The organism is Listeria aquatica FSL S10-1188 (assembly GCF_000525795.1).
Lineage (GTDB): Bacteria > Bacillota > Bacilli > Lactobacillales > Listeriaceae > Listeria > Listeria aquatica.
The window spans coordinates 70,574-91,344 of record NZ_AOCG01000003.1; the positions used below are offsets into that span (position 1 = coordinate 70,574).

Below are 20,771 nucleotides of genomic sequence, written 5' to 3' on the forward strand. Positions count from 1 at the left end.
GTTGGTTTAACAAACTAACTTATTTACTTTTCTATCATACACGTTCCCGATAAATTTGTAAAGCGCTTCCAAGTTGACATAAAAAAATACGTGGATACCAAAGTACCCACGCATTTCAATTTCTTCATTCTGTATCGAAACTTGGACGATAGAACGATCTATTTTCAAGACCGAAAATACGCTCTGAAAACTCGCCTGGTTTAGTATGGCGTAATGCCTTATCCATCATATTCATCGTCGCATCCATCAAATCGATTTGATGTAAAATCTCAGCTTCGCGAACAAGTGGTGGTTTAGGGCTACCCCATTCCCCTTTACCGTGATGGGCAAGAAGCACATGCTTCAATACCACGACTTCTTCTCCTTCAATTTTCAGCTCTTCAGCCATCTTGCTAACTTCTTCTACGACAATCGAAATATGTCCGATCAAATTTCCTTCAAGCGTATAAGAAGTCGAAACTGGACCTGAAAGTTCAATCACTTTACCAAGATCATGCAAAATCACACCGGCATAAAGCAGATCTCGATTCACACTTGGATACTGATCCGCAATAGCTTTGGCCAGTCTTAGCATCGAAACCACATGGAAACTTAATCCAGACACAAATTCGTGATGATGACGCATCGCCGCTGGATATTCATAAAAATCACCTTGATATTTTTTTATCAGCGAACGCGTAATCCGTTGCAAGTTCGCGTTTTTCATTTCAAAAATGTATTGCGTGATTTCATCTGCGATTTTTTCCTTATCAAGCGGGGCCGTCTCCATCAAATCAGCGGCACTCACATTATCAAGTGGGGTCGCAAGTCGAATTTGTCGAATTTTAAGTTGTTTTCTCCCGCGGTAGTTTTGAATGTCGCCTGCAATATGCACAATTTGTTCAGCCGCATAGGCTGATTCGTCTTCTTCAGAGACATCCCACAATTTTGCTTCGATTTCGCCAGACTTATCTTGCAACATCAGAGTTAAGAATGGCTTTCCATTACTAGCTATTCCTTTTGTACTTGATTTAATCAATAAGAATAAGTCTACACTCTCACCAACATCGTGGAGCAACAATTTTTTATCCATTTTATCGCCTGCCTTCTCTGCTTGAAAATACTTTACCCCTAGTATAGCACGAGTACTCGATTATCGGAAAAATATTTGCTAGTTTCCTTGTGACACGAGAAAAAAAATGACTTGATTCTCGTATTTACGATACTTCAAAAGTTGCATCAACAGATCCAGCCGTTCCGCATCAAAATTCACAAAGCCATCATCAATCAAAATGGGGAGTGGAAAATCTTCCGCGATCATTTCAATCAAAGCCAGTCGAATTGCAAGATATAATTGTTCCTTTGTCGCCTGACTCAATTCCTCTGGTTTAAAAAACAACAAGGTCTGATCGTTTTACTTCAATTCGTTTCGCTTCATTAAACGAAACCTTCGTATAGCGGCTACCCGTTAATTTTTCAAAGTAAAATGTTGCAAGTTCAAGTGCTTTCGGGAATTTTGTTTCCTGCAAATGAGCGACTGTTCGGTTTGTGAGCTCCTGTGCAAGCTTTAAGGTCATCCACTCATCTGCCAATTCTCGAACTCGGTCGCGTTTCAAATAATATTCCTGTGTTAAATACGAAAAAGTACCGCCTTCTTCAAGCAAAGCAATTTCGTGTCGTTTTTCCGCACGCATCCGCTCAAATTCTGCTTGTGCCGCTTCCAGTTCCGCGAGCTCTTCCTTTCGCATTAGTTCCGCTTCTTTGAGCGCTGCAAAGTCGGGATAAGCCGAAAAATCGAGCGCTGCCGGCAACTGAGCCGCTAACAAAGTGTAACGTTCTCGCGCCGCACTTAGCTCCTTATCACGCAGCCCAAGTTCGCGAAACTCTAGCTCCGACTTTGTCTGTGCCGCTACTAGTAAGTTATCCATTTCCTCACGCAACTTCCTTAAATCCCGTTGCGCCAGATCCAGTTGCCCGTCTAATTGCTCCATTTTTTCTTCATTTTTCGCCGTACTCGCTGTATTTTCACGATAAATCCGCAATTTATGCCGCAAACTCGCAACCTTCTCCTCAGGCGTATCTCCTTCAGCTGGAAATTGTTGCAACTTCATTTCCCACTCTTTCAAGAAAGCTCGCCCTGCATCCCTTCTTCCCTCCAAATCCTTAAGGCGCAACCACTTGATATAGTTTTCCTTCACAAACGCCATATCCGCCTCAAACGAAGCGCCTTGCTTCAAATCTAGTTGCTCATAAAGCTTTGCTTTCTCCGCTTCAATCCGCTCTCTTTCCTGAGCGAGCTTCGCTTTCGTTTCCTCAAGCGAAGCCATCCGCATCAAAACATCATCCAGCTTCCCGAGCAACTCTTTCCATTTTGTCCGGTAGCGCTGTTGTTCTTCAAGTTCAAGCCGAGCCACTTCATCCGTACTTCCTGCTTTCCTAAAAAAGCCAGACAAAAATAGCACTAGCGCCATCACAAGCAATGTATATCCGAGAAAGCTAGGAACGAAAAGAGCCAAAGAAATGCCAAGTAATAATAAAATAACAGCGCCGCCAAGTAGGTATGGCGATTGTTTCTTCACATGCTTTAATTGCACTTCTTTCTCTTGAAACTTTTCACTCGACCATAAAAGGCTTTCTAGCTCATCCACTTCTTGCTGGATGCGATTTTCTTCCTTACGTTCCGCTTCAAGCATAAATTTATTTTCCTGTTCACTCGGATCTAATTCTCGCTCCGCCAAACTAATTTGTCCTATTTCCTCATCGAAGTCTGCATCTAACTCCTTTAAAGAAAAATCCATTCCCATTTGTCTTAGTAGCAAGTCACATTCTGTTTCTTGTTCACTCAGCTGCTGCGAGCGCTCCTGATACACTCGAAAACTTTCCAAGAGATCTTGAATCGCCCCCGCCGTATGGGCATCCAGCTCATTTTCCGCTAAATTCCGCTCAGCAAGAGCTTTTTTCCGTTCTTCAAGTTGCATCTTTTCATGATTTCGCTCATTAAAACGTGTTTCCAGTTGATCAAACCGAGCCAATCCATCTGGCGGAAAATCGATTTGTCTCGAAATCTGCTCCGCCAAAACTTCCTTTTCCGAATAAATTGGCCACTTTTCTTTTAATCGTTCCAAATCCGCTAACTCAATTTGAAGCGCACGTTTATTTTCCATCCGTGCGGCTTCCTTTTGCTCTAAGCGTTCGAGCTCTGCAACAAGACCAGCATATTTTTCATTTTGTTCCTTCGAATCAAGATAAGCATCGCGACTTTTTCGAGCCGACTCCACTGCCTGATTGATTTCTGGATTTTTGCCACTTGGTTTAAATAACGCATTTAGCTGCTTTTTAAGCGAATCATTCATCAAAAGCAAGCGATCTGAGCCAGCCGTTCCCGTTGCAAGCAAGTACTTTTCAAACTCTTCTTGTTTCATTTGTCCAATTTGTTGTAAACCATGAATATCAAAAGAAAAAATAGCTTCATACGTGTGCCGGTCCATGCCATTTAAAATTTCGTTCAAAATAGCTTCACCTTGCTGTGAACCATCTTCCATATGGACCGTGACATCACCAGCCGCTTTCCCGCGCAAACGCTCCACTACAACCGTACCAAATTTAGTCCCACTAAGCGTAAGTTTACCGCCATAAGCCCCTTTATTTTTCGGTTCCATTCGCAAATGTGAACTTTGCTTTCCAGGAAAGCCAAATAAGATACTATGAATAAACGCCATGATCGTAGATTTTCCAGCTTCATTTTCGCCATAAACCATCTGGAAATCTCCAAAATTATCAAATGTCGTATTTTCCCATTTTCCAAAACCAACGATTTCCATTGAGGTGATCTTCATTTTTTACCATCCTCGATTTCTGCATAAGTTTCATTTAGTTTCATAAGCGCCGCTGAAAGAAGCTGCTCTTGTTTTTCTTCATCAAGCTCAGTCAGATACTGGCGCACTCCGGGATGCAGGTAAAGCGATTCGATCGTCTCGAAAAAAGTTTCTTCTTCCCGCAATTCCTGAATAGCGGCTTTCAGCTCATCAGCTAGCAAAAGATCTTGTTGCCAGCTATCATTTGATTGCGACTGTTTAGAGGTAAATTTAAGCGCATTCACCCATACAAACGGTGCAGCAGAAACTTCATCTTCAAACATTTGCAACCAGTCAGCTGAACTAACTCCATCTGGATTCTCCGCCAAAACTTCTAGTTCTAAAATATAGGACCGGCTCTTCTCACGGTGGCTTTGTAAAGACTTCTCTAATTTCCGGAAAAGCGTCGTTTGATCCACTTTCCCCTCAAGCTCAATTTGCAGTTTATCCCAAACAACAGGAGCCGTTTCAAAAAATTCAAAAGAAGCACCTTTCGGAGAGAGTTCAACAATCGTCCCCCCTTTTGCACCAACTTCTTTGCGATTTCGTCCTTGAATATTCCCTGGATAATAAACACCAGGCTGTTCCGAGAGAATCTCACGCTTATGAATATGGCCAAGCGCCCAGTAATCAAACCCTTTTTGTTTCAATTCACTCAAATTAAATGGTGCATAAACATCATGCTCACTTGATTTCGTTTCCTCAGACCCGTGCAAAAGCGCTATATGAAAGTCTGCTTCTCCCTGTTTTTGAAATTCATTTAGGCGTTTTTCTCGCACATGGCGTTCCGTATAACTAAACCCGTAAAGACGAACTGTTTCTCCAAACTTTCCTTTCCAAGTCACACACTGGACAGTTTCTCCGAATGTAAAGACATTCTCTGGAAGCTCTAAAACATCTCGATCTTTTTCAAGAAAATCGTGATTCCCGTGAATTAAAAAAAACGTCAATTTCAGCTTCTTGCAGCCGTTTCATTTCTTTATAAAATTGAACTTGCGCTTTAATACTGCGATCTTCTTTATCATAAATATCTCCAGCAATCAAAACAAAGTCCACTTGTTCTGCAATAGCTCGCGTAACGATTCGTGTTAGCGACTTATAAGCAGCATCTTTCAGCTCCTTGTAAACCACATCTGAAAGTGCGCTTAGCCCGGTGAAGGGACTATCCAAATGTAAATCGGCGATATGTAAAAAACGTACCTTAGTCATTTTGAAGCCCTCCAAAAAACGAATATATGTTCTTATTATAACGAGGAGTCTTCAAATTCGCAAGCTTGATCACACGCTTTATACTAGCTATTTTTTATTCCCTGTTCTCTTGTTATCAGACAAGAATCCTCGTTTTCATAAACATGAGGAAGGTTAACCGTTTATAAATGGTATAAATAAGCAAAAGGAGTAAGTGATTAAGCACTTACTCTTTTTGCTACTGGTAACACGGCTATAGAAGTCACCATATACAAACTTAACAAGATCGGGTTAAGTCCAAACCAAAAACACGCTGGAATCATAAAATAGATACTATCCAAAATTAGTATGCTCAGGAAACTGACAACGCTAGTTCCTATTTTAAAAGCTCGCTTAATATTTACAACTACTAAACCTAAAGCAAGAACTGTCAGCCAAATAGCAGCTAGCGAAAGATATAAATAAATTCCTGTAAAGTAGGAAATAGAAATACCTTGATCCACATTTGCTAAAGTAACGCGTGGTGCATGGATGAGAAAATATATGCCAATCATCACGAGGACATTCATAAGGAGCACCCCAAAATTTCTTTTGGTCAACAACTTGTTAGAATTTACAACTTCACGTTTCAAATACATATCCATACTAAGAATAATCAAACCACCCAAAACAAGCACCCATGGAACTTTAAAAAACCACTCTGGCATCATCATGAATTCATACCCATTTAAACTTGCCATCGCATTCCAAAGTGCTCCGCAAATAACTAGAATGCCACCAATTCCATTTCCCATTCCTGTCAATCGCCCAATGACTAAGCTCAAATAAAACAACGCTATAACGCCCCAGTATAAAATCCCCATCAAAGTTACTGGGATAAATTTTAATAAAAGATAAATCCCCCCAAATACCATAAAAATTGTGAAAACCATCAAAACAATCTGTGCTATACGTAATATTCGATTAACATTTCCCATTTATTTTCAAGTATCCTCCCAAAGCAGTTAAATCGTGTTCTCACTGGCTCTCGCTCAACATGTACAATATGTATACAATAGCACAAACAAAAAAAATTTGTCTGTGTCTAATTTGTGAATTTATACATTCTATTCCCTTTAGGTCTCCACCTTTCCCACTCGAATTCCAAGATATAATTTGGCACAAAAAAAGATACCCGCTTGTAAGCGAGTATCTTTTTCCTTTATTCTTTCACTTCATACAACGATTGAAGCGGCATCATGATGATGCGATTCAAATCATTAATAATTGTGCTCATCGCTTGCTCTTTTTCCATCAAGCCAAGAATTAGTTCATTTTGTTGAACTTCTTCTGCTACTTTTTGCGCACGATCAACCGTTTCATCATCAATATCTTGACCTGTCATTTGTTTTTCTTGAATCGTAATTTGAATTTCACGAAAACGATCGAATTTTTCCTTTGCTTCTGCATCTTCTGTTACTTTTTTATAAGCTTCTTCTAAGCTCTTGAATTCATCTGTTTCACGAATCCCACGTTCTAAGCCGTGCGCTAAATCATAAATATTTTCGCTCATTAATAAAATCCTCCACAAGTTAAAATTTATTCTTTCCTAACTATAACAAAACTGAGGCAGAGATGCCACCTTTAGATCCATAACGCCAGAATTCCCTGCACGATTCCGATCACGCCCCCAAGAATCCCTCCAAGATAAGTAATCATTTTAAGTTCTTTTCCAGAAATACTGATTACAATCTGTTCCATCTCGTGTAGCGAAAAAGTTGCAATCTGTGACTCGATCAGCGCTGCAATTTCTAGCCGGTTCAGCAAGTCCCCACTATGATCTGAGGCAAACGCGAGCAATCTTTCTACCCCGTAAGGAATAAGATACTCCACAATTTGCTGCTCATATTTCGCTGAATTCTCTTGAAGCGGTCGATTTAACCATTTCTCATTTTCTAGAAACCCCCGCGCTTCATGCCCAACTTGTTGTAAAAATGCTTCTTTCTTCTCGGAAGAGACAAGCTCGCCTAAATTTTTTTTCAAGCAATTGACGCCACTCTGTGATAAGTAAATTTTCCAGCGCTTCTTTCATTTCAGGACGTTTTAATAACTTTTCTAGCTCTCGCTGTGCCTTTTCCGTAAGGGAGTCCACATTTAAAAACATTTTCGCAAAACTTCCCATTTTCCCATGCTCTTCAAAAAAAGTTTCAAGCATCAAATGAAGTTGCTTTTTCCCCGCATCACTTTGCAAATAATCTGATGCACGCGTTATTCCCAGCTCGGAAAAACCAGCAAGATTCTTCGTTAAAAAAGCATCTGCCGCATCAGGAATTAGATTTTCAAGTTTTGTTGCTTCTTTTTCATTCAAAAATCGTTCCGTTTCGCTTACCGCTTTATTTGAAACCCATTCTACCAAGCGTTCCTTACCATTTTGAAACCCAGCAAGTTCCGCAAGCTCAGCAGGGGTTGTTTCTAGCGCCATCTTCTCCTTAAAAAATTCCTGTGCCGTCTGCACGAGACCTGCTTGCAGTCCTTCATCTTGCAATTTTTTTTTGGATCATATCACCTGTAAGCAAATGTTCCGTTACAACCTGCCCAATTTTCTGAGCCAGTTCATCACGTCGTTTAGGAATTAATCCCGGCGTAAAAGGTAACCGCCATTTCCCAATAAAAATAGCTTTATAGGGCCTAAAAAGCATCCGAATTGCAATAAAATTCGTCATCATCCCAATAAAGCCACCAATTATCATCATAACTAGTATCGAAATCCAAATGTTCATGCCTGCACCGCCTTTTTCAAGTGTTACCATTATAAGCTACAAGCAGGCATACGACAACTTTTACATCAAAAATTCATTCTAAAGTATGACAAAAAAACCAAGAAAAATTCTTGGTTCACAAATTTGTCATTTTAAGTGGATCGACCCATTCATCAAATTCATCTGCAGTTAAAAATCCAGAATTCACAGCTTCCGCTCGTAGTGTCGTACCCTTTTCGTGGGCAGCCTTTGCAATTTGCGCTGCCTTCTCATAACCAATATGTGGATTAAGTGCCGTAACAAGCATCAACGAATTTTCAAGTTTTTCTTGAATCGCTTGCTCGTTCGCCTGAAGCCCATCCAAAGTATGCATCCGAAACGAACGCACCCCCTCACTAAGCAACTTCACCGACTGCAAGAAATTGAAAATAATAACAGGCTTATATACATTTAGCTCGAGATGCCCCTGACTGCTTGCCACTTCAATCGTCGTATCATTTCCCATCACTTGCGCAGCAACCATCGTTAACGCCTCACATTGCGTTGGATTAACTTTCCCTGGCATAATTGAGCTCCCCGGCTCATTCGCTGGAATTGAAATCTCCCCGATTCCACTTCGCGGTCCACTCGCAAGAAAACGAATATCGTTAGCAATTTTCATCAAATCAGCTGCCAAACTTCTCAGTGCTCCGTGAACAAAATTAAGCGGACTATGACTAGAAAGCGCAAAAAATTTGTTTTTATCCGAAACAAAAGACGATCCTGTTAGCTTCACAAGCTCGCGTGCCACTTCATCACCAAAACCATCTGGTGCGTTCACGCCCGTACCAACTGCTGTTCCTCCGATTGCAAGTGGAAGAAGTTCCTTACCGCTCTCCTCAATGAAGCGCTTCGCCCGGCTTACCATCGCCTCATAACCACTAATTTCCTGTCCAAGTGTGAGCGGCGTCGCATCTTGAAGGTGCGTTCGGCCAATTTTAACAATCTCCATAAACGCTTCCTTTTTCTCTTTCAACACCCGTTCAAATTTGTCCAGCTCAGGAAGAAGCTCTTGCTGTAACTTTTGGTAAGCCGCAATATGCATCGCTGCCGGAAACGTATCATTCGAGCTTTGCGACATATTCACATCATCATTTGGATGAATCATTTCACCGCTTCTTTCGCTTGCAACATGGGCCACAACTTCATTCACATTCATATTCGTTTGCGTTCCACTACCTGTTTGATAGACAACTAGCGGAAAATGTTCATCTAACTTGCCGCTTAAAATCTCATCACACGCCCGTTTAATCGCTACACCTTTCGCTTCAGAAAGTTTTCCCATCGAAACATTCACCGTCGCACAAGCCTTCTTTAAAAACGCAAACGCATCGATAACTTCAAGCGGCATCTTATCCGTGCCAATTTTAAAATTCCGTAAACTCCGCTCCGTTTGTGCGCCCCAAAACTTAGAAGCGTCAACAGAAATCTCACCAAACGTATCTTTTTCGATTCTTTCCACACGCCACACTCCTTTTTGTCCAGTATAGCATGTTTTTTCAGTGATTTTCAGTTTGAAGTGGTTTTTTCTTCATCACCCAAAAAGTCGCAAAATAAAGCAAAACAATCAGCCCAAATGTCCAAAACAAGCAAACCACAAAATGCTCAAGACCTTTTCCATTTGCAAGAAAAGCGACCGCATTTTGGCTTAGATAAGCCGGATTAAACATTTGCCATTTTGTACCCACAGTCGTTATGCTCATTAGCAAAATAGCAACGACTACAGTAATACTTGCCGAAGCGGCCCCACTGTTAAAACTTGCGCTACATAAAATAAGTAGACCAACTAAAAACACAAACCAAATGATATAAATCAAAAAGGCTACAACAACACGTTCCCATTCCATTTCTCCAAACAGCGCAACCGTGTAATAAACGGAAAAAAGATAGCCAATTAAGAGCACACAAAAAGCCGTTACGCCTTCACTGATCCATTTCGCATTTAAATAGCTTGAAATTCGTAGCGGTTTTGTCATCATGAAAGCAAGCATGCCGCTTGTGCGGTCCGATGAAACACATCCCATCGCAGCAACAGCAAAAATAATAACACCGATTTGATCAAATTGTGAAGCTAGAGTCTGCCCTAGAATGGTTCCTGACGTTTGTTCCCCCATCATTTGTAACAATGCATCCGGATTCTCAATTCCACCTACAGCTTTTAAGATTTCCGGTAAAAATTTCACCATGAGGGGTTGCGTTAAACCTAGAATCGCAAAGACGACCGGAAGCCAAATCCATTTCAAATTGCGCTTTTTCTCAAGCCACTCTTTTGCCAACAAGGCTTTCATTCGCTCACCTTCTTCATGAAAATTTGTTCTAGACTTTCGCGGATATTTTCAAAACGTTGAATATCGAGCCCTGCTTTTCCTGCCTCTATAAACAGCCATTCTCCGTCCTCGCGCCGATTTTTCGCTTCAAAGCGACAAACTGTTCCAATGCGTTCTGCCCGAATCCAGCGATCACTTTTTCTAATCGCTTCAAACCACGACTCCGGATCGCGAGCAAACTCCACTTCAAAAACAGACGTACTTGCCTCCCTTTTAATTTCAGAAAGCGGCTTATCAAGCACAATTTCACCCCGACGCATCATCGCAATACGATCACAAATTTCCTCGGCATCTTGCAAAATATGCGTTGAAAACAAAATCGTCGTTTCCTTTTTCAGCGCTTCAATCAGCGTAATCACTTCCCGCCTGCCAATCGGATCAAGTGCAGAAACCGGTTCATCAAGAACCAGCAGTTTAGGCTTATGCAAAATTGCTTGGGCGATACCTAGCCGTTGCCGCATCCCCCCTGAAAAGCCACTTACCTTTTTCTTGCCTTCCTCGGCTAACCCAACTTGCCGGAGCACCTCATCAATGCGCGCTTCAAGCTCCCTTCCGCTCATTTTAGATAATCTTCCCATAAACCGAAGTGTCTCGACCGCCGTCATAAAACCATAAAAAGCAGGATATTGCGGTAAAAATCCTATTTTTTCACGAGCTCCGCTAATTTGCTCCCCATCCAGTAAAATCGTTCCTTGATCCGGCTTTAAAATTTGCACTAGCATATTAATAAGCGTTGTTTTCCCCGCACCATTCGGACCAATTAACGCCAGACATTCCCCATCTTGAACCGAAAAAGACACTTCCTTGACAGCTTTTTTTACTTTCAAATTGTTTTGATAATTGATTGATTTTAAGTGTCGTCATTGTTCTTTCCTTCCAAAAATAAAGTAAGCAATCGCACCAAATGAACTTATTACAAGAATCACAACAAGCCAAACAACCGGATTTTTCCTCACCTGCCAGTGTCGAATAAGATCAACAAGCGCCGTAACGAGCAAAATCAAATATAAAATAAAAATAGGTAATAATAACGTTAAATCAATGCCTGCAATTTCCAACCACGTTTCCTCCTCAACATCCTGTTATATATATTGTATAACAGAAGGCGTCTAGTGGTCAACTACCGATTAAAAAAGCGCGCGACGAAGTGTCGCACGCTTTTCTTTAATTTCCGCCGAGCCAGCCGCCAATCTCGTCTGTTACTTTGCCGCCAAATTCTTTGACTTTGCCAGCACCTTTTTTGATCGCGTCGCCTGCTTCACCCGCTTTTTCTTTCACCGAGTTCCAGAAATCATTATTTTCTTCTTCTTTTTTCGCTTCATCCGCTTTTTTCTTCTGCGTAATTTGAGCGGCACTCTTCGTTGCGAAGTCTTCAGGTTTCAAGTATCTGAGACCACTCTTCATGACATAATGTGCTAAGTTTGCTACACCGCTCGAGCTATTCGTTTTTAGATAATGACTTTCATCCGTTTTGTCATATCCCATCCAGACAGCCCCGACAAGGTTTGGCGTATAACCCACAAACCACTGATCTTTAGTGCCGCTCTTATCATCAAACGGAACTTGCGTTGAACCAGTTTTTCCGGCCATTTCATAACCAGCTACAGCTGCATTTTGTCCCGTTCCATTATTCACAACATCAAGCAACATCGAAGTCATTTCATCTGAAACATCTTCCGAAATAATTCGTTTCGTCTCTGGTTCGTGTTCATAAATCGTATTCCCAGATGGATCGACAATCTTACTAATAACGTAGCCTTCAGTTGGTTTTACGCCTTTATTTGCAAAAGTTGCATAAGCTGCGGCCATTTCAACTGGCGTCGCTCCCTTACTCAACCCACCAAGTGCGAGTCCAAGCGTATCATCACTTTCTTCAAGCGGAATTCCAAATCGCTCAACAGACTTCATGCCACGCTTGATACCAATTTCATTCAAGGTCCAAACAGCTGGCGCATTAATCGATTGCGCTACCGCTTCGTACATTGGAACCTCCCCTTGATACGTTCCACTTACGTTTGTTGGCGTATAATTGCCTTTGTAAGTTTTCTTTTCATCTTTTAGCATAGTGTCGACATTCCAGCCTTTTTCAAGCGCCGGCACGTAAGCTGCGAGAGGTTTCATCGTTGAACCTGGTTGTGCGCGCATTTGCGTTGCCCGGTTAAAGCCACGGAAAGTATGCTCCCCACGGCCTCCAATCAAGGCTCTAATCCCCCCGGTTGCTGGATCCATTAAGACCGCACCAGACTGAACCAGCGTTCCATCACTGGTACCTTGTGGGAAATAATAGTTATTATCATAAATACTCTCTAATGAAGTTTGATAATTTTGATCAAGCTGCGTATAAATCTTATATCCTTTACGCATGATTTCGTCTTGTGAAACGTCTGCTTTATTTACGGCTTCATTGATAACCGCGTCCACATACCACGGATACTTATTAGCCAGTGGATCAGACGCTTTATTATTTAGCGCCACCTTCGTATTTCGATAGGTATTATATTCGCTCTTGCTAATTTTTTTATTTTCGAGCATCGTTTTTAAAACGACGTTGCGTCGCTCCGTTGCTCGTTCCAAATGTTTATACGGGTCATAGGCACTAGGCGCTTGTAACAACCCCGCAATCATCGCCGCTTCAGGAACTGTAAGCTCAGAAGCACTTTTTCCAAAATATTTTTTCGAAGCATTTTCAATGCCCCATTCACCATTTCCAAAGTAAGAACGATTTAAGTACATCTCTAAAATTTCATCTTTTGAATACGTCCGTTCAATTTCACGCGCCATAAACAATTCTTTAGCTTTTCGCGTGAATGTTTGCTCCTGACTAAGCAAGGCATTTTTCGCAAGTTGCTGCGTGATCGTACTACCACCACCAGTAATTCCACCGGTTTTAACCAAACCAAACGCTGACCGGAAAATCCCCTTTAAGTCAAACCCATTATGCTGATAAAATTTTCGGTCCTCGACTGAGACAACCGCATTTTGCGCGTTTTTAGATATCTTATCGATTTTAACAAAAGTCGCATCCGTTGACGAAAGCTCGCCTGCTTTATCGCCATCTTTGTCATAGACAATCGTAGCCGTTTCTAATCCTTTTTTGAGCGCATCGATATCTGCAGATTTGGCCACAACCGTTAAATAAATAATAAACCCAAGTATCGCAAGTAGTACAAATAAAATAATCCATTTAATAATATGTTTATTCTTCATAAAACGGCGCAATTTATTCCAAAAAATTCCAAGCCATTTCCAGATAAAGCTGAAAAATTGTTTGATTGATTTTAAAATCAGCTGTTTAAAATTTTCCAAACTTATCTCCTAACTTTCCTTTAAATTTAGTTCACCGTTGATAAATTGCACACTGAACTACGACTATTTTACGCTAAATGAGGAATTTTTTCTACCGCCCTAAGCCTTATTTTTTTCTCTTCCCATTTGCCTATGCCAAAATAGCTGAAAATAAAAAAAGATGTTTCCCAAAAAACGAAACTGGGTAGACAACAAGTATGGACAGAAGGACTTTTTAGAAAGATCTTCAGAAAGACAACACGGAAAGGAATTAAAAATGCCAAAAAAAATTGATTTATTTCTTGTCACAATCGCATATTCGCAGCTTGATCGCGGAAGCGTGGGCGAAGAAACTCAAACTTTCTGATGTGACCTTCATCAGCGGTTCTTGGCTCAAGGCTCGCAAAACACATTTCGTGTCTGAGGCGCTTCAAGAGTTTGCAATCGATACTCCGAGTAGTTTGTCTTATGTCCCTAGTCAAAAACTTCTAGAAAAGGCCGACTTAATTGTCACGATTTATGATTCGACTTATGAAATCGCGCCGCACTATCCAGAAACACTCCAGAAAAAAAATCGTCTACTGGGATATCAAAGATCCAGAGCATGCCAAAAGCACACAATCAAAGTGGGCCATATATCAGGAAATTTGCGAGCAAATCGCCGTTCTTGTCATGAGTTTAAAGAAACAGTTTATTGAAATTTAACTTTGTCTCTCCGAAATCTTTCGGAGAGATTTTTGTAATGGAGGGCGTTTAAATTGGATGGCTATCAAGATATAAAAAAAGGAGAAAAAGCAGCCTTACTGAGTATTTTAGCTTATCTTTTTCTTGCTGTCGTCAAAGTTATTGTCGGTTTACTTGGACATTCTGACGCACTGTTTGCCGACGGTTTGAATAACACAACCGATGTCATCGCTTCTGTCGCTTTACTAATCGGGCTCCGGATATCACGCATCCCACCTGATGCCGATCACGCTTACGGGCACCGTAGAACTGAAACGATTAGTTCACTCGTTGCATCTTTTATCATGCTACTCGTCGGTCTCGAAGTTATCTTTAGCTCGATATCCAACTTATTTAAAGGAAACTTTGCCGCACCAAATACCTTAACAGCCATTGTCGCTTTCTTCTCCGGCATTTTCATGTTTGGGATTTATCTTTATAATAACCGTCTTGCGAAAAAAATCGATAGCCAAGCAGTAAAAGCTGCCGCACTCGATAATCGCTCCGATGCATTAGTGAGCTTTGGTGCATTTATCGGCATTATTTTTGCCGTGCTTGGTTTCCCTTGGGTGGATGCTGTAACTGCGCTACTTGTTGGTATTTTGATCGGTTATACCGCCGTAAAAATTTTCTTTGATGCCGCACATAGCTTAACAGATGGATTTGATGTCTCTAAACTTGAAATCATCCACAACCTTGTTCACGACGTGCCAGAAGTGAAAGAAATAAAGGATATCAAAGCTCGCTTTAATGGAAACCGGATCTGGATTGACTTGACAGTATCCGTTGATCCAAATTTAAATGTCATACGTAGTCATGAAATTACTGAACAAATCGAACAAGCAATTCGTTCAAAATTTCCAACCGCTTATACACTCGTTCACATTGAACCTTTTTTTGAAAAGTAGAATATTATTGTGTTCTTTTTCATTCTCCATTATAATTTAGATAACTTTACCAATTCGGAGAAGGAGGGGATTTTCGAATGGGGCAGTGCAACTAATTTCAAATTTAATTCATTATCCATCCAGTAGGCGCTTCGCTTTGAGAATTTTCTCCTCTAAGCCAGACAGCCTACTCCTTTCTAAAAATCAAGATTACCTAGGAGGTGGCAGTCATTTATAGAGTTATTCTGTAAATGACCTACGATTGATACTTACCATTAAATTTTTAATCATCGCACTTTTGATCGGTGTTTCGGCCTTTTTTGTTGCGACCGAATTCGCGATTGTCAAAATGCGACCAAGTCGACTCGATCAGTTGATATCAGAAGGAAGTAAGCGAGCAAAACTGGCTCGTTATATCTATAACCATCTGAATGCTTACTTATCAGCTTGTCAGCTTGGGATTACGATCAGTTCACTAGGATTAGGTTGGCTCGGGGAATCGACCGTTGAAGCCGCGCTACATCCGCTTTTTGAACTCTTACATGTACCAAATTCGATTGTAACCTTGCTTTCTTTTGTGATTGCTTTCATTCTCATCACATTCTTGCATGTTGTTGTTGGAGAACTGGTTCCAAAGACACTTGCAATTGATAAAACAGAAGCTGTCGCGCTGACCGTTGCAAGACCGCTTCATTATTTCTATAAAATCATGTTTCCATTCATTTGGTTGTTGAATGAGTCTTCCGTCCTTATTTCGAAGGCATTTGGACTAGAACCCGCGAATGAACATGAAGTGGCGCACACAGAAGAAGAATTGCGCATTATCGTTGGAGAAAGCTACAAAAGCGGTGAGATTAACCAATCTGAATTCCGCTACGTTAATAAAATTTTTGATTTTGACGAACGAATGGCAAAAGAAGTGATGATTCCACGAACGGAAATTGTCACAATCGATGCTGGATCGAATATTTCTGATCTATCTGATATTATGAAAACCGAGCGTTATACTCGTTATCCCGTTATTGATGGCGATAAAGACCACATTATCGGGGTATTAAACCTAAAAGAAATTTTATCTGCCTACGTAGAACATGGTTCTGATAAAAAATTCAATATTGATCCTTATGTCAAACCCATTATTCGGGTTATTGAAACCATTCCGATCAAAGAACTTTTATTCCGAATGCAAAAAGAGCGTTCGCATATCGCGATCTTGCTTGATGAATATGGCGGCACATCTGGACTTGTCACAGTCGAAGATATCATCGAGGAAATCGTTGGGGACATTCGAGACGAATTTGATGCAGATGAGATTCCTGAAATTCGCCGAATCAAAGATGGGCATTATATTGTAGATGCCAAACTCTTGATTGATGAAGTGAATAATATTCTTGGGACAGATATTGAGGAAGAAGAAGTTGATACGATTGGCGGCTGGTTCCTGACACAAAACTACGAAGTCGAAGTCGGCGATGAAATTGAATATGGCGGCTATATCTTCCGCGTTAAAGAAGCAGAACCGCATCACATTGAATACCTTGAAATCATCAAAATAGCAAAACCTGAATCCGAACAAAATGATGATGAAGATGACGATTAAAAAGCAAAAAGCTGGAGCTTTGCAGAAAGTTCCAGCTTTTTGCTGCCAAGGAGGCTTATAATTATGCTAAAAATTGAAATTCTCCCTGAATGGGAAAGCCAAACTTTAACGGAGCTCTTTCGGGATACATTCCATTTAGGAAAAAAGTCGCGGCACGAACTCCGGATGTCACAAGACTTCACACTGGACGGTTCGAATAAACCCAACTGGGAAAGCGAGCTTTCTGCCGGACAAATTTTAACAGTCCCCCTTCAAAAAGAAAATGCCGCAAAAATTGAGTCAGGCTCACTCGACATTTCATACGAAGACGATTTTATTCTCGTTTTAAATAAACCTGCAGGCGTTAAGACACACCCAAATAGCCCTGATGAAACCGGGACACTCGCGAATTTTGCCGCAGCGTATTTAAAGCACGATCCCACTTCTTCCCCGTTTGCCGTTCATAGACTTGACCAAGAAACTTCGGGTTTGGTTTTATTCGCTAAGAATCCCTTGAGCCTCGCTGCTTTTTCTTGGCAACTTGAAAACCGCAACATCCATAGAATTTATCTAGCACTAGTTAGCGGCAAAACACCAGAAACCCTTACCATCAAAGAACGAATTGGAACTGACCGGCATCATCCAAACAAAATGTGCATCAGCCCTACCGGAAAAAATGCAATCACGCATATGGAATGGCTTGAAACCTATCCAAATGCTACAAGCCTTGTCAGGTTAAAGCTTGAAACCGGACGCACTCACCAAATCCGTGTCCATCTGGCAAGTATTCATCACCCGATCATCGGTGACAAGCTCTATGGTGGTGCAAAACTTGCAAAACGAACCTTATTACACGCAGAACAACTTGAATTTTTCCATCCATTTTTAAATCAAACCTTATCGGTCAAAGCTCGTCCACCTAAGGACTTTATCATTGATTAAAAAACACCTCAAAACTAAGTAAGCCAAAGTTTTGAGGTGTTTATTTAACGATTGTCGCGTGCATTTTGAAGCTGCTCTTCTTCACGCTTCATGCTTTCAAGAAAGTAAGCTAAATCATCTGGATCAGGTCCCACATATTTTCCGGTTTCTAGTTTACTAATCTTATACAAATCTTCCCTATCTAGCTCAAAATAGGATAACTTCGCATTTTCTTTAATCCGCGATGAAGCAATCGATTTTGGAATAATAATCGTGTCTCGTAATAAATGCCATTGTAAAATAACTTGGTCAACTTGCGCCCCGTGTTTTTTCGCAATATCTTGAATCACTGGGTTTTGCATAAGCGTACCCTTTGCAAGAGGCGACCAAGCCGCATGAGCAATCCCATGTTTTTTCAAGAACGTTCGTAGTTCATTTTGAGGGAGAAGTGGATGCGTTTCTACTTGGTCAAGTACAGGTAATTCATTCGCAACGGCAAGCAAATCCTCTAGATGATGTTCCTTAAAGTTCGCGACACCAATTGCTTTCACCGCTCCCTCAGCGTAAAGTCGCTCCATCGCACGCCAAGTGTCTCGATACTTTCCTGCGAGTGGCCAGTGAATTAAGTACAAATCGAGTTCGTTTAAGTTTAAATTCTTAAGCGTCCGCTCAAAGGCAAATAGTGTTTCATCGTAGCCCTGGTCACCGTTCCAAATTTTTGAACTGATGAAAAGTTCCTCTCGCAAAACCCCTCCTGCGCGAATCGCTTCACCAACTTCACGTTCATTATTATAAACAGCTGCCGTATCAAATAAGCGATATCCTGCATTAATCGCCTCTACAACCGCTTGTGTGATATATTTTTCTTCACTCATTTGAAAAATTCCAAGCCCAATGTAAGGAATTTTACTTCCATTTTGTAGCTGGTATTTATCTTGCACGGTTTTCACCATCTGAAAGCCTCCTTCAAACCCGCTTCCTTGTTTAGAAAGTTCTATTCTCAGTATACCGAATTTCCGCTTTCCTTCCTAATAATAAGTTAATTTTTCATGACAAAAAAAAACGCATGTTGCGCTAACAATCCCATTTGTAAACGATTGCAGTCTTTCTCCGCCTTATTTTAACCCAAAAAAAGTTTCCTATTTCAGTGCTCGATATGTTAGTATTATCATGTGGTAAATTTCAAGTTGATACGTTTTAATTTTTTGTAAGCATATTGTTAAGAAAAACCTTTTAAACACAAGGAATTCATTTGCAAAAATTACTTACTTAAAGGATCGGGGGAATTTAAGAAAATGGCTTTTAAAAATAAGAAAGACCGCTTTGCATCTTTACTACATGACATTGCTGTGAATCTTCACGAGGGAGCTGACTTTTTTGCTACCTACAACATTGATTCACTTGGGGACTTACATACTTTTTCAGATAAAATGAAAGAATATGAAACGACCGGTGATACAATGGTTCACAAAATGATCATGGAATTAAACGATGCCTTCATTACACCTATCGAGCGTGAAGATATGCTTGAGCTTACAAACCGTTTAGATGATGTAATGGACGGTCTTGAACAAACTGCTTTTTCACTTGAAATCTGTCAGATTACTCATTATGACGAATACATGTTGAAATTTATTAAAGCGATCCAAGAAAGCACTGTTGAGATCGAAAAAGCAGTTGATCTTGTTTTCAATAAGAAACTGAAAGATGTGCGTAAGTTAGCCATAAAAATCAAAGATTATGAATCGCAATGCGATGAAGTTTACCGCGAATCACTTATTAAATTATTCCAAGAAGAAACAGATGCGATTAAAATTATTCGCAAAAAACAAGTTTATGAAGATCTAGAAGAAGTTGCAGACAACTGTCAAAGTGTTGCTAATACACTTGAGTCAATTGTCATGAAGAACGCATAAGGAGCCGATCATGGAAGGATTATTTCTTATTACAGTGGTCATTGTACTTGCTGCACTCACGTTTGATTTGATCAACGGATTTCACGATACAGCAAATGCGATCGCTACAAGTGTTTCCACAAAAGCCCTTAAGCCTAGGCACGCTATTTTACTAGCAGCAGTTATGAACTTTATTGGTGCGATTTCTTTTACTGGTGTAGCAAAAACCATAACAAAAGATATTGTCGATCCGTTCAGCATCCCACATGGTGAAATTGTTATTTTAGCTGCACTTCTTGCTGCGATATTTTGGAATCTACTTACTTGGTATTTCGGAATTCCAAGTAGTTCTTCGCATGCGCTAATTGGTTCAATCGCCGGAGCTGCCATTGCTTCTGCTGGGTTTGCATCAATTGAATACGGAGGATTTGTAACCATCATTATCGGTTTAATCGCTTCTCCGTTTCTTGCATTTGCTGCGGGTTATACCATCTATACGCTGTTTAAAGTCTTCTTAAAGAACTTGAACTTATCGACAACAAACCGTAATTTCAGGTTCCTTCAAGTTGCAACAGCTGCGCTTCAATCTTATACACACGGTACAAATGATGCGCAAAAATCGATGGGGATCATTACGATGGCTTTAATTGCAAACGGCTTCCAGTCGGGTGATGATGTTCAGCTTTGGGTACAAGTTTCCTGTGCGCTCGCAATGGCAATTGGAACGAGTATCGGTGGTTGGAAAATCATTAAGACAGTCGGTGGCAAAATTATGAAAATCAAACCGGTTAATGGGGTTGCAGCAGACCTTGGTTCTGTTATTGTCATTTTCGGTGCTACTTTTATTCATCTACCTGTTAGTACGACACACGTGATCAGTTCTTCTATTCTCGGAGTTGGAACGGCTCACCGTATCAAAGGGGTCAAATGGGATACAGCACAACGAATGATTATTACGTGGATCATTACACTGCCAATTTCAGCTGCAGTTGCCGCTCTCATGTTCTTCATCTTAAATCTGTTCTTATAAAATAAATCAGACTCTCAAGTCATGACCAATGCGGTTGTGACTTTTTTTATTCGATTTGCGCCGTTTCACCCACGAAAAAGCGGGAATAAAAGCAAAAAAGGAGTAAAAAACATGCGCTATTATTTTAAAAAACCAGCAGCACTCGTAAATAAACAGCCCGTTAACGTACACAAAGAAAACGGGGAAACTATCGGTATAATCATGAAATCACCAGCCAAAATTTCTTTTTTTTCGTGATGCTAGTCTTTTTTCAACTGAACCTCGTGAAAAACAAGAGCTTGCGGCTTTAACATTTGAAATTGCTTGGCGCGAAGGCGATGATGCAG

The 20,771-nt window shown here is 40.7% G+C and carries 19 protein-coding genes and 3 pseudogenes; 7 read left to right on the forward strand and 15 right to left on the reverse strand.

Going from position 1 to position 20,771, the window contains the following annotated elements; genetic code table 11:
* Positions 1-124 precede the first annotated feature (124 nt).
* The 14 genes and pseudogenes from yhaM to MAQA_RS02905 form a co-directional block, all read right to left on the reverse strand.
* A complete protein-coding gene (yhaM, locus tag MAQA_RS02850) occupies positions 125-1,072 on the reverse strand; it encodes a 3'-5' exoribonuclease YhaM (protein ID WP_036071172.1) in 948 nt (315 codons plus the stop codon).
* Positions 1,073-1,150: 78 nt separating this feature from the next.
* Positions 1,151-1,357, reverse strand: a complete 207-nt coding sequence (locus MAQA_RS02855; RefSeq protein ID WP_149023288.1) for an ATP-binding protein — start codon at positions 1,355-1,357, stop codon at positions 1,151-1,153.
* Between the two features lie 10 nt (positions 1,358-1,367).
* A complete protein-coding gene (locus tag MAQA_RS02860) occupies positions 1,368-3,815 on the reverse strand; it encodes an ATP-binding protein (RefSeq protein WP_036071174.1) in 2,448 nt (815 codons plus the stop codon).
* Positions 3,812-5,042 (reverse strand): annotated as a pseudogene (locus tag MAQA_RS02865) (metallophosphoesterase family protein). Before MAQA_RS02865 ends, MAQA_RS02860 begins: the two are co-directional and overlap by 4 nt.
* Positions 5,043-5,239: 197 nt before the next feature.
* On the reverse strand, positions 5,240-5,998 hold the full coding sequence (locus tag MAQA_RS02870; RefSeq protein WP_036071176.1) for a hypothetical protein: 759 nt from the start codon (positions 5,996-5,998) through the stop codon (positions 5,240-5,242).
* A 224-nt stretch (positions 5,999-6,222) separates the two neighbouring features.
* Positions 6,223-6,573, reverse strand: coding sequence for a YlbF/YmcA family competence regulator (locus MAQA_RS02875; protein ID WP_036071178.1), 351 nt, complete (start codon positions 6,571-6,573; stop codon positions 6,223-6,225).
* Between the two features lie 71 nt (positions 6,574-6,644).
* Positions 6,645-7,043: a DUF445 family protein gene (locus tag MAQA_RS15210; protein ID WP_159099953.1), complete on the reverse strand. Its 399-nt coding sequence runs from the start codon at positions 7,041-7,043 to the stop codon at positions 6,645-6,647.
* Entirely contained in the window at positions 6,973-7,545 is a 573-nt protein-coding gene (locus MAQA_RS15215) for a DUF445 family protein (RefSeq protein ID WP_241463050.1), read from the reverse strand. Before MAQA_RS15215 ends, MAQA_RS15210 begins: the two co-directional genes overlap by 71 nt.
* Positions 7,535-7,780 (reverse strand): DUF445 domain-containing protein, encoded by a 246-nt coding sequence (locus MAQA_RS15220; RefSeq protein WP_241463051.1) that lies wholly within the window; start codon positions 7,778-7,780, stop codon positions 7,535-7,537. The genes MAQA_RS15215 and MAQA_RS15220 overlap by 11 nt, the downstream gene beginning before the upstream one ends.
* Positions 7,781-7,895: 115 nt before the next feature.
* A complete protein-coding gene (fumC, locus tag MAQA_RS02885; RefSeq protein ID WP_036071180.1) occupies positions 7,896-9,260 on the reverse strand; it encodes a class II fumarate hydratase in 1,365 nt (454 codons plus the stop codon).
* A gap of 37 nt (positions 9,261-9,297) precedes the next feature.
* Positions 9,298-10,086, reverse strand: coding sequence for an ABC transporter permease (locus MAQA_RS02890; protein WP_036071182.1), 789 nt, complete (start codon positions 10,084-10,086; stop codon positions 9,298-9,300).
* Positions 10,083-10,989, reverse strand: a pseudogene (locus MAQA_RS02895) (ABC transporter ATP-binding protein). The gene MAQA_RS02890 and the pseudogene MAQA_RS02895 overlap by 4 nt, the downstream one beginning before the upstream one ends.
* A complete protein-coding gene (locus MAQA_RS02900; RefSeq protein ID WP_036071187.1) occupies positions 10,986-11,183 on the reverse strand; it encodes a PLDc N-terminal domain-containing protein in 198 nt (65 codons plus the stop codon). The pseudogene MAQA_RS02895 and the gene MAQA_RS02900 overlap by 4 nt, the downstream one beginning before the upstream one ends.
* A 106-nt stretch (positions 11,184-11,289) precedes the next feature.
* A complete protein-coding gene (locus tag MAQA_RS02905; protein WP_036071190.1) occupies positions 11,290-13,431 on the reverse strand; it encodes a transglycosylase domain-containing protein in 2,142 nt (713 codons plus the stop codon).
* 269 nt (positions 13,432-13,700) lie between these two features.
* Between MAQA_RS02905 and MAQA_RS02910 the strand changes: the two are divergent.
* The 4 genes and pseudogenes from MAQA_RS02910 (at position 13,701) to MAQA_RS02925 (ending at position 17,541) form a co-directional block, all read left to right on the forward strand.
* A pseudogene (locus MAQA_RS02910) lies at positions 13,701-14,115 on the forward strand (arsenate reductase/protein-tyrosine-phosphatase family protein).
* A 53-nt stretch (positions 14,116-14,168) separates the two neighbouring features.
* Positions 14,169-15,041 (forward strand): cation diffusion facilitator family transporter, encoded by an 873-nt coding sequence (locus tag MAQA_RS02915; RefSeq protein ID WP_036071192.1) that lies wholly within the window; start codon positions 14,169-14,171, stop codon positions 15,039-15,041.
* A gap of 241 nt (positions 15,042-15,282) precedes the next feature.
* A complete protein-coding gene (locus tag MAQA_RS02920) occupies positions 15,283-16,620 on the forward strand; it encodes a hemolysin family protein (protein WP_036071195.1) in 1,338 nt (445 codons plus the stop codon).
* Between the two features lie 63 nt (positions 16,621-16,683).
* Positions 16,684-17,541, forward strand: coding sequence for an RluA family pseudouridine synthase (locus MAQA_RS02925; protein ID WP_036071198.1), 858 nt, complete (start codon positions 16,684-16,686; stop codon positions 17,539-17,541).
* A 44-nt stretch (positions 17,542-17,585) separates the two neighbouring features.
* On the opposite strand, the gene MAQA_RS02930 is transcribed toward MAQA_RS02925, so the two are convergent.
* On the reverse strand, positions 17,586-18,473 hold the full coding sequence (locus MAQA_RS02930; RefSeq protein ID WP_036071200.1) for an aldo/keto reductase: 888 nt from the start codon (positions 18,471-18,473) through the stop codon (positions 17,586-17,588).
* A gap of 342 nt (positions 18,474-18,815) precedes the next feature.
* On the opposite strand from MAQA_RS02930, the gene MAQA_RS02935 reads away from it, so the two are divergent.
* From MAQA_RS02935 to MAQA_RS16005, 3 genes are all read left to right on the forward strand, one after another.
* Entirely contained in the window at positions 18,816-19,436 is a 621-nt protein-coding gene (locus MAQA_RS02935) for a DUF47 domain-containing protein (RefSeq protein WP_036071203.1), read from the forward strand.
* Positions 19,437-19,446: 10 nt separating this feature from the next.
* The gene (locus MAQA_RS02940) at positions 19,447-20,445 is read left to right on the forward strand and encodes an inorganic phosphate transporter (protein ID WP_036071207.1); all 999 of its coding nucleotides are present in this window, start codon (positions 19,447-19,449) and stop codon (positions 20,443-20,445) included.
* Positions 20,446-20,556: 111 nt separating this feature from the next.
* Positions 20,557-20,682 carry a hypothetical protein gene (locus MAQA_RS16005; RefSeq protein WP_277619928.1) on the forward strand — a complete coding sequence of 42 codons (126 nt, stop codon included), beginning with the start codon at positions 20,557-20,559 and terminating at the stop codon, positions 20,680-20,682.
* Positions 20,683-20,771 lie beyond the last annotated feature (89 nt).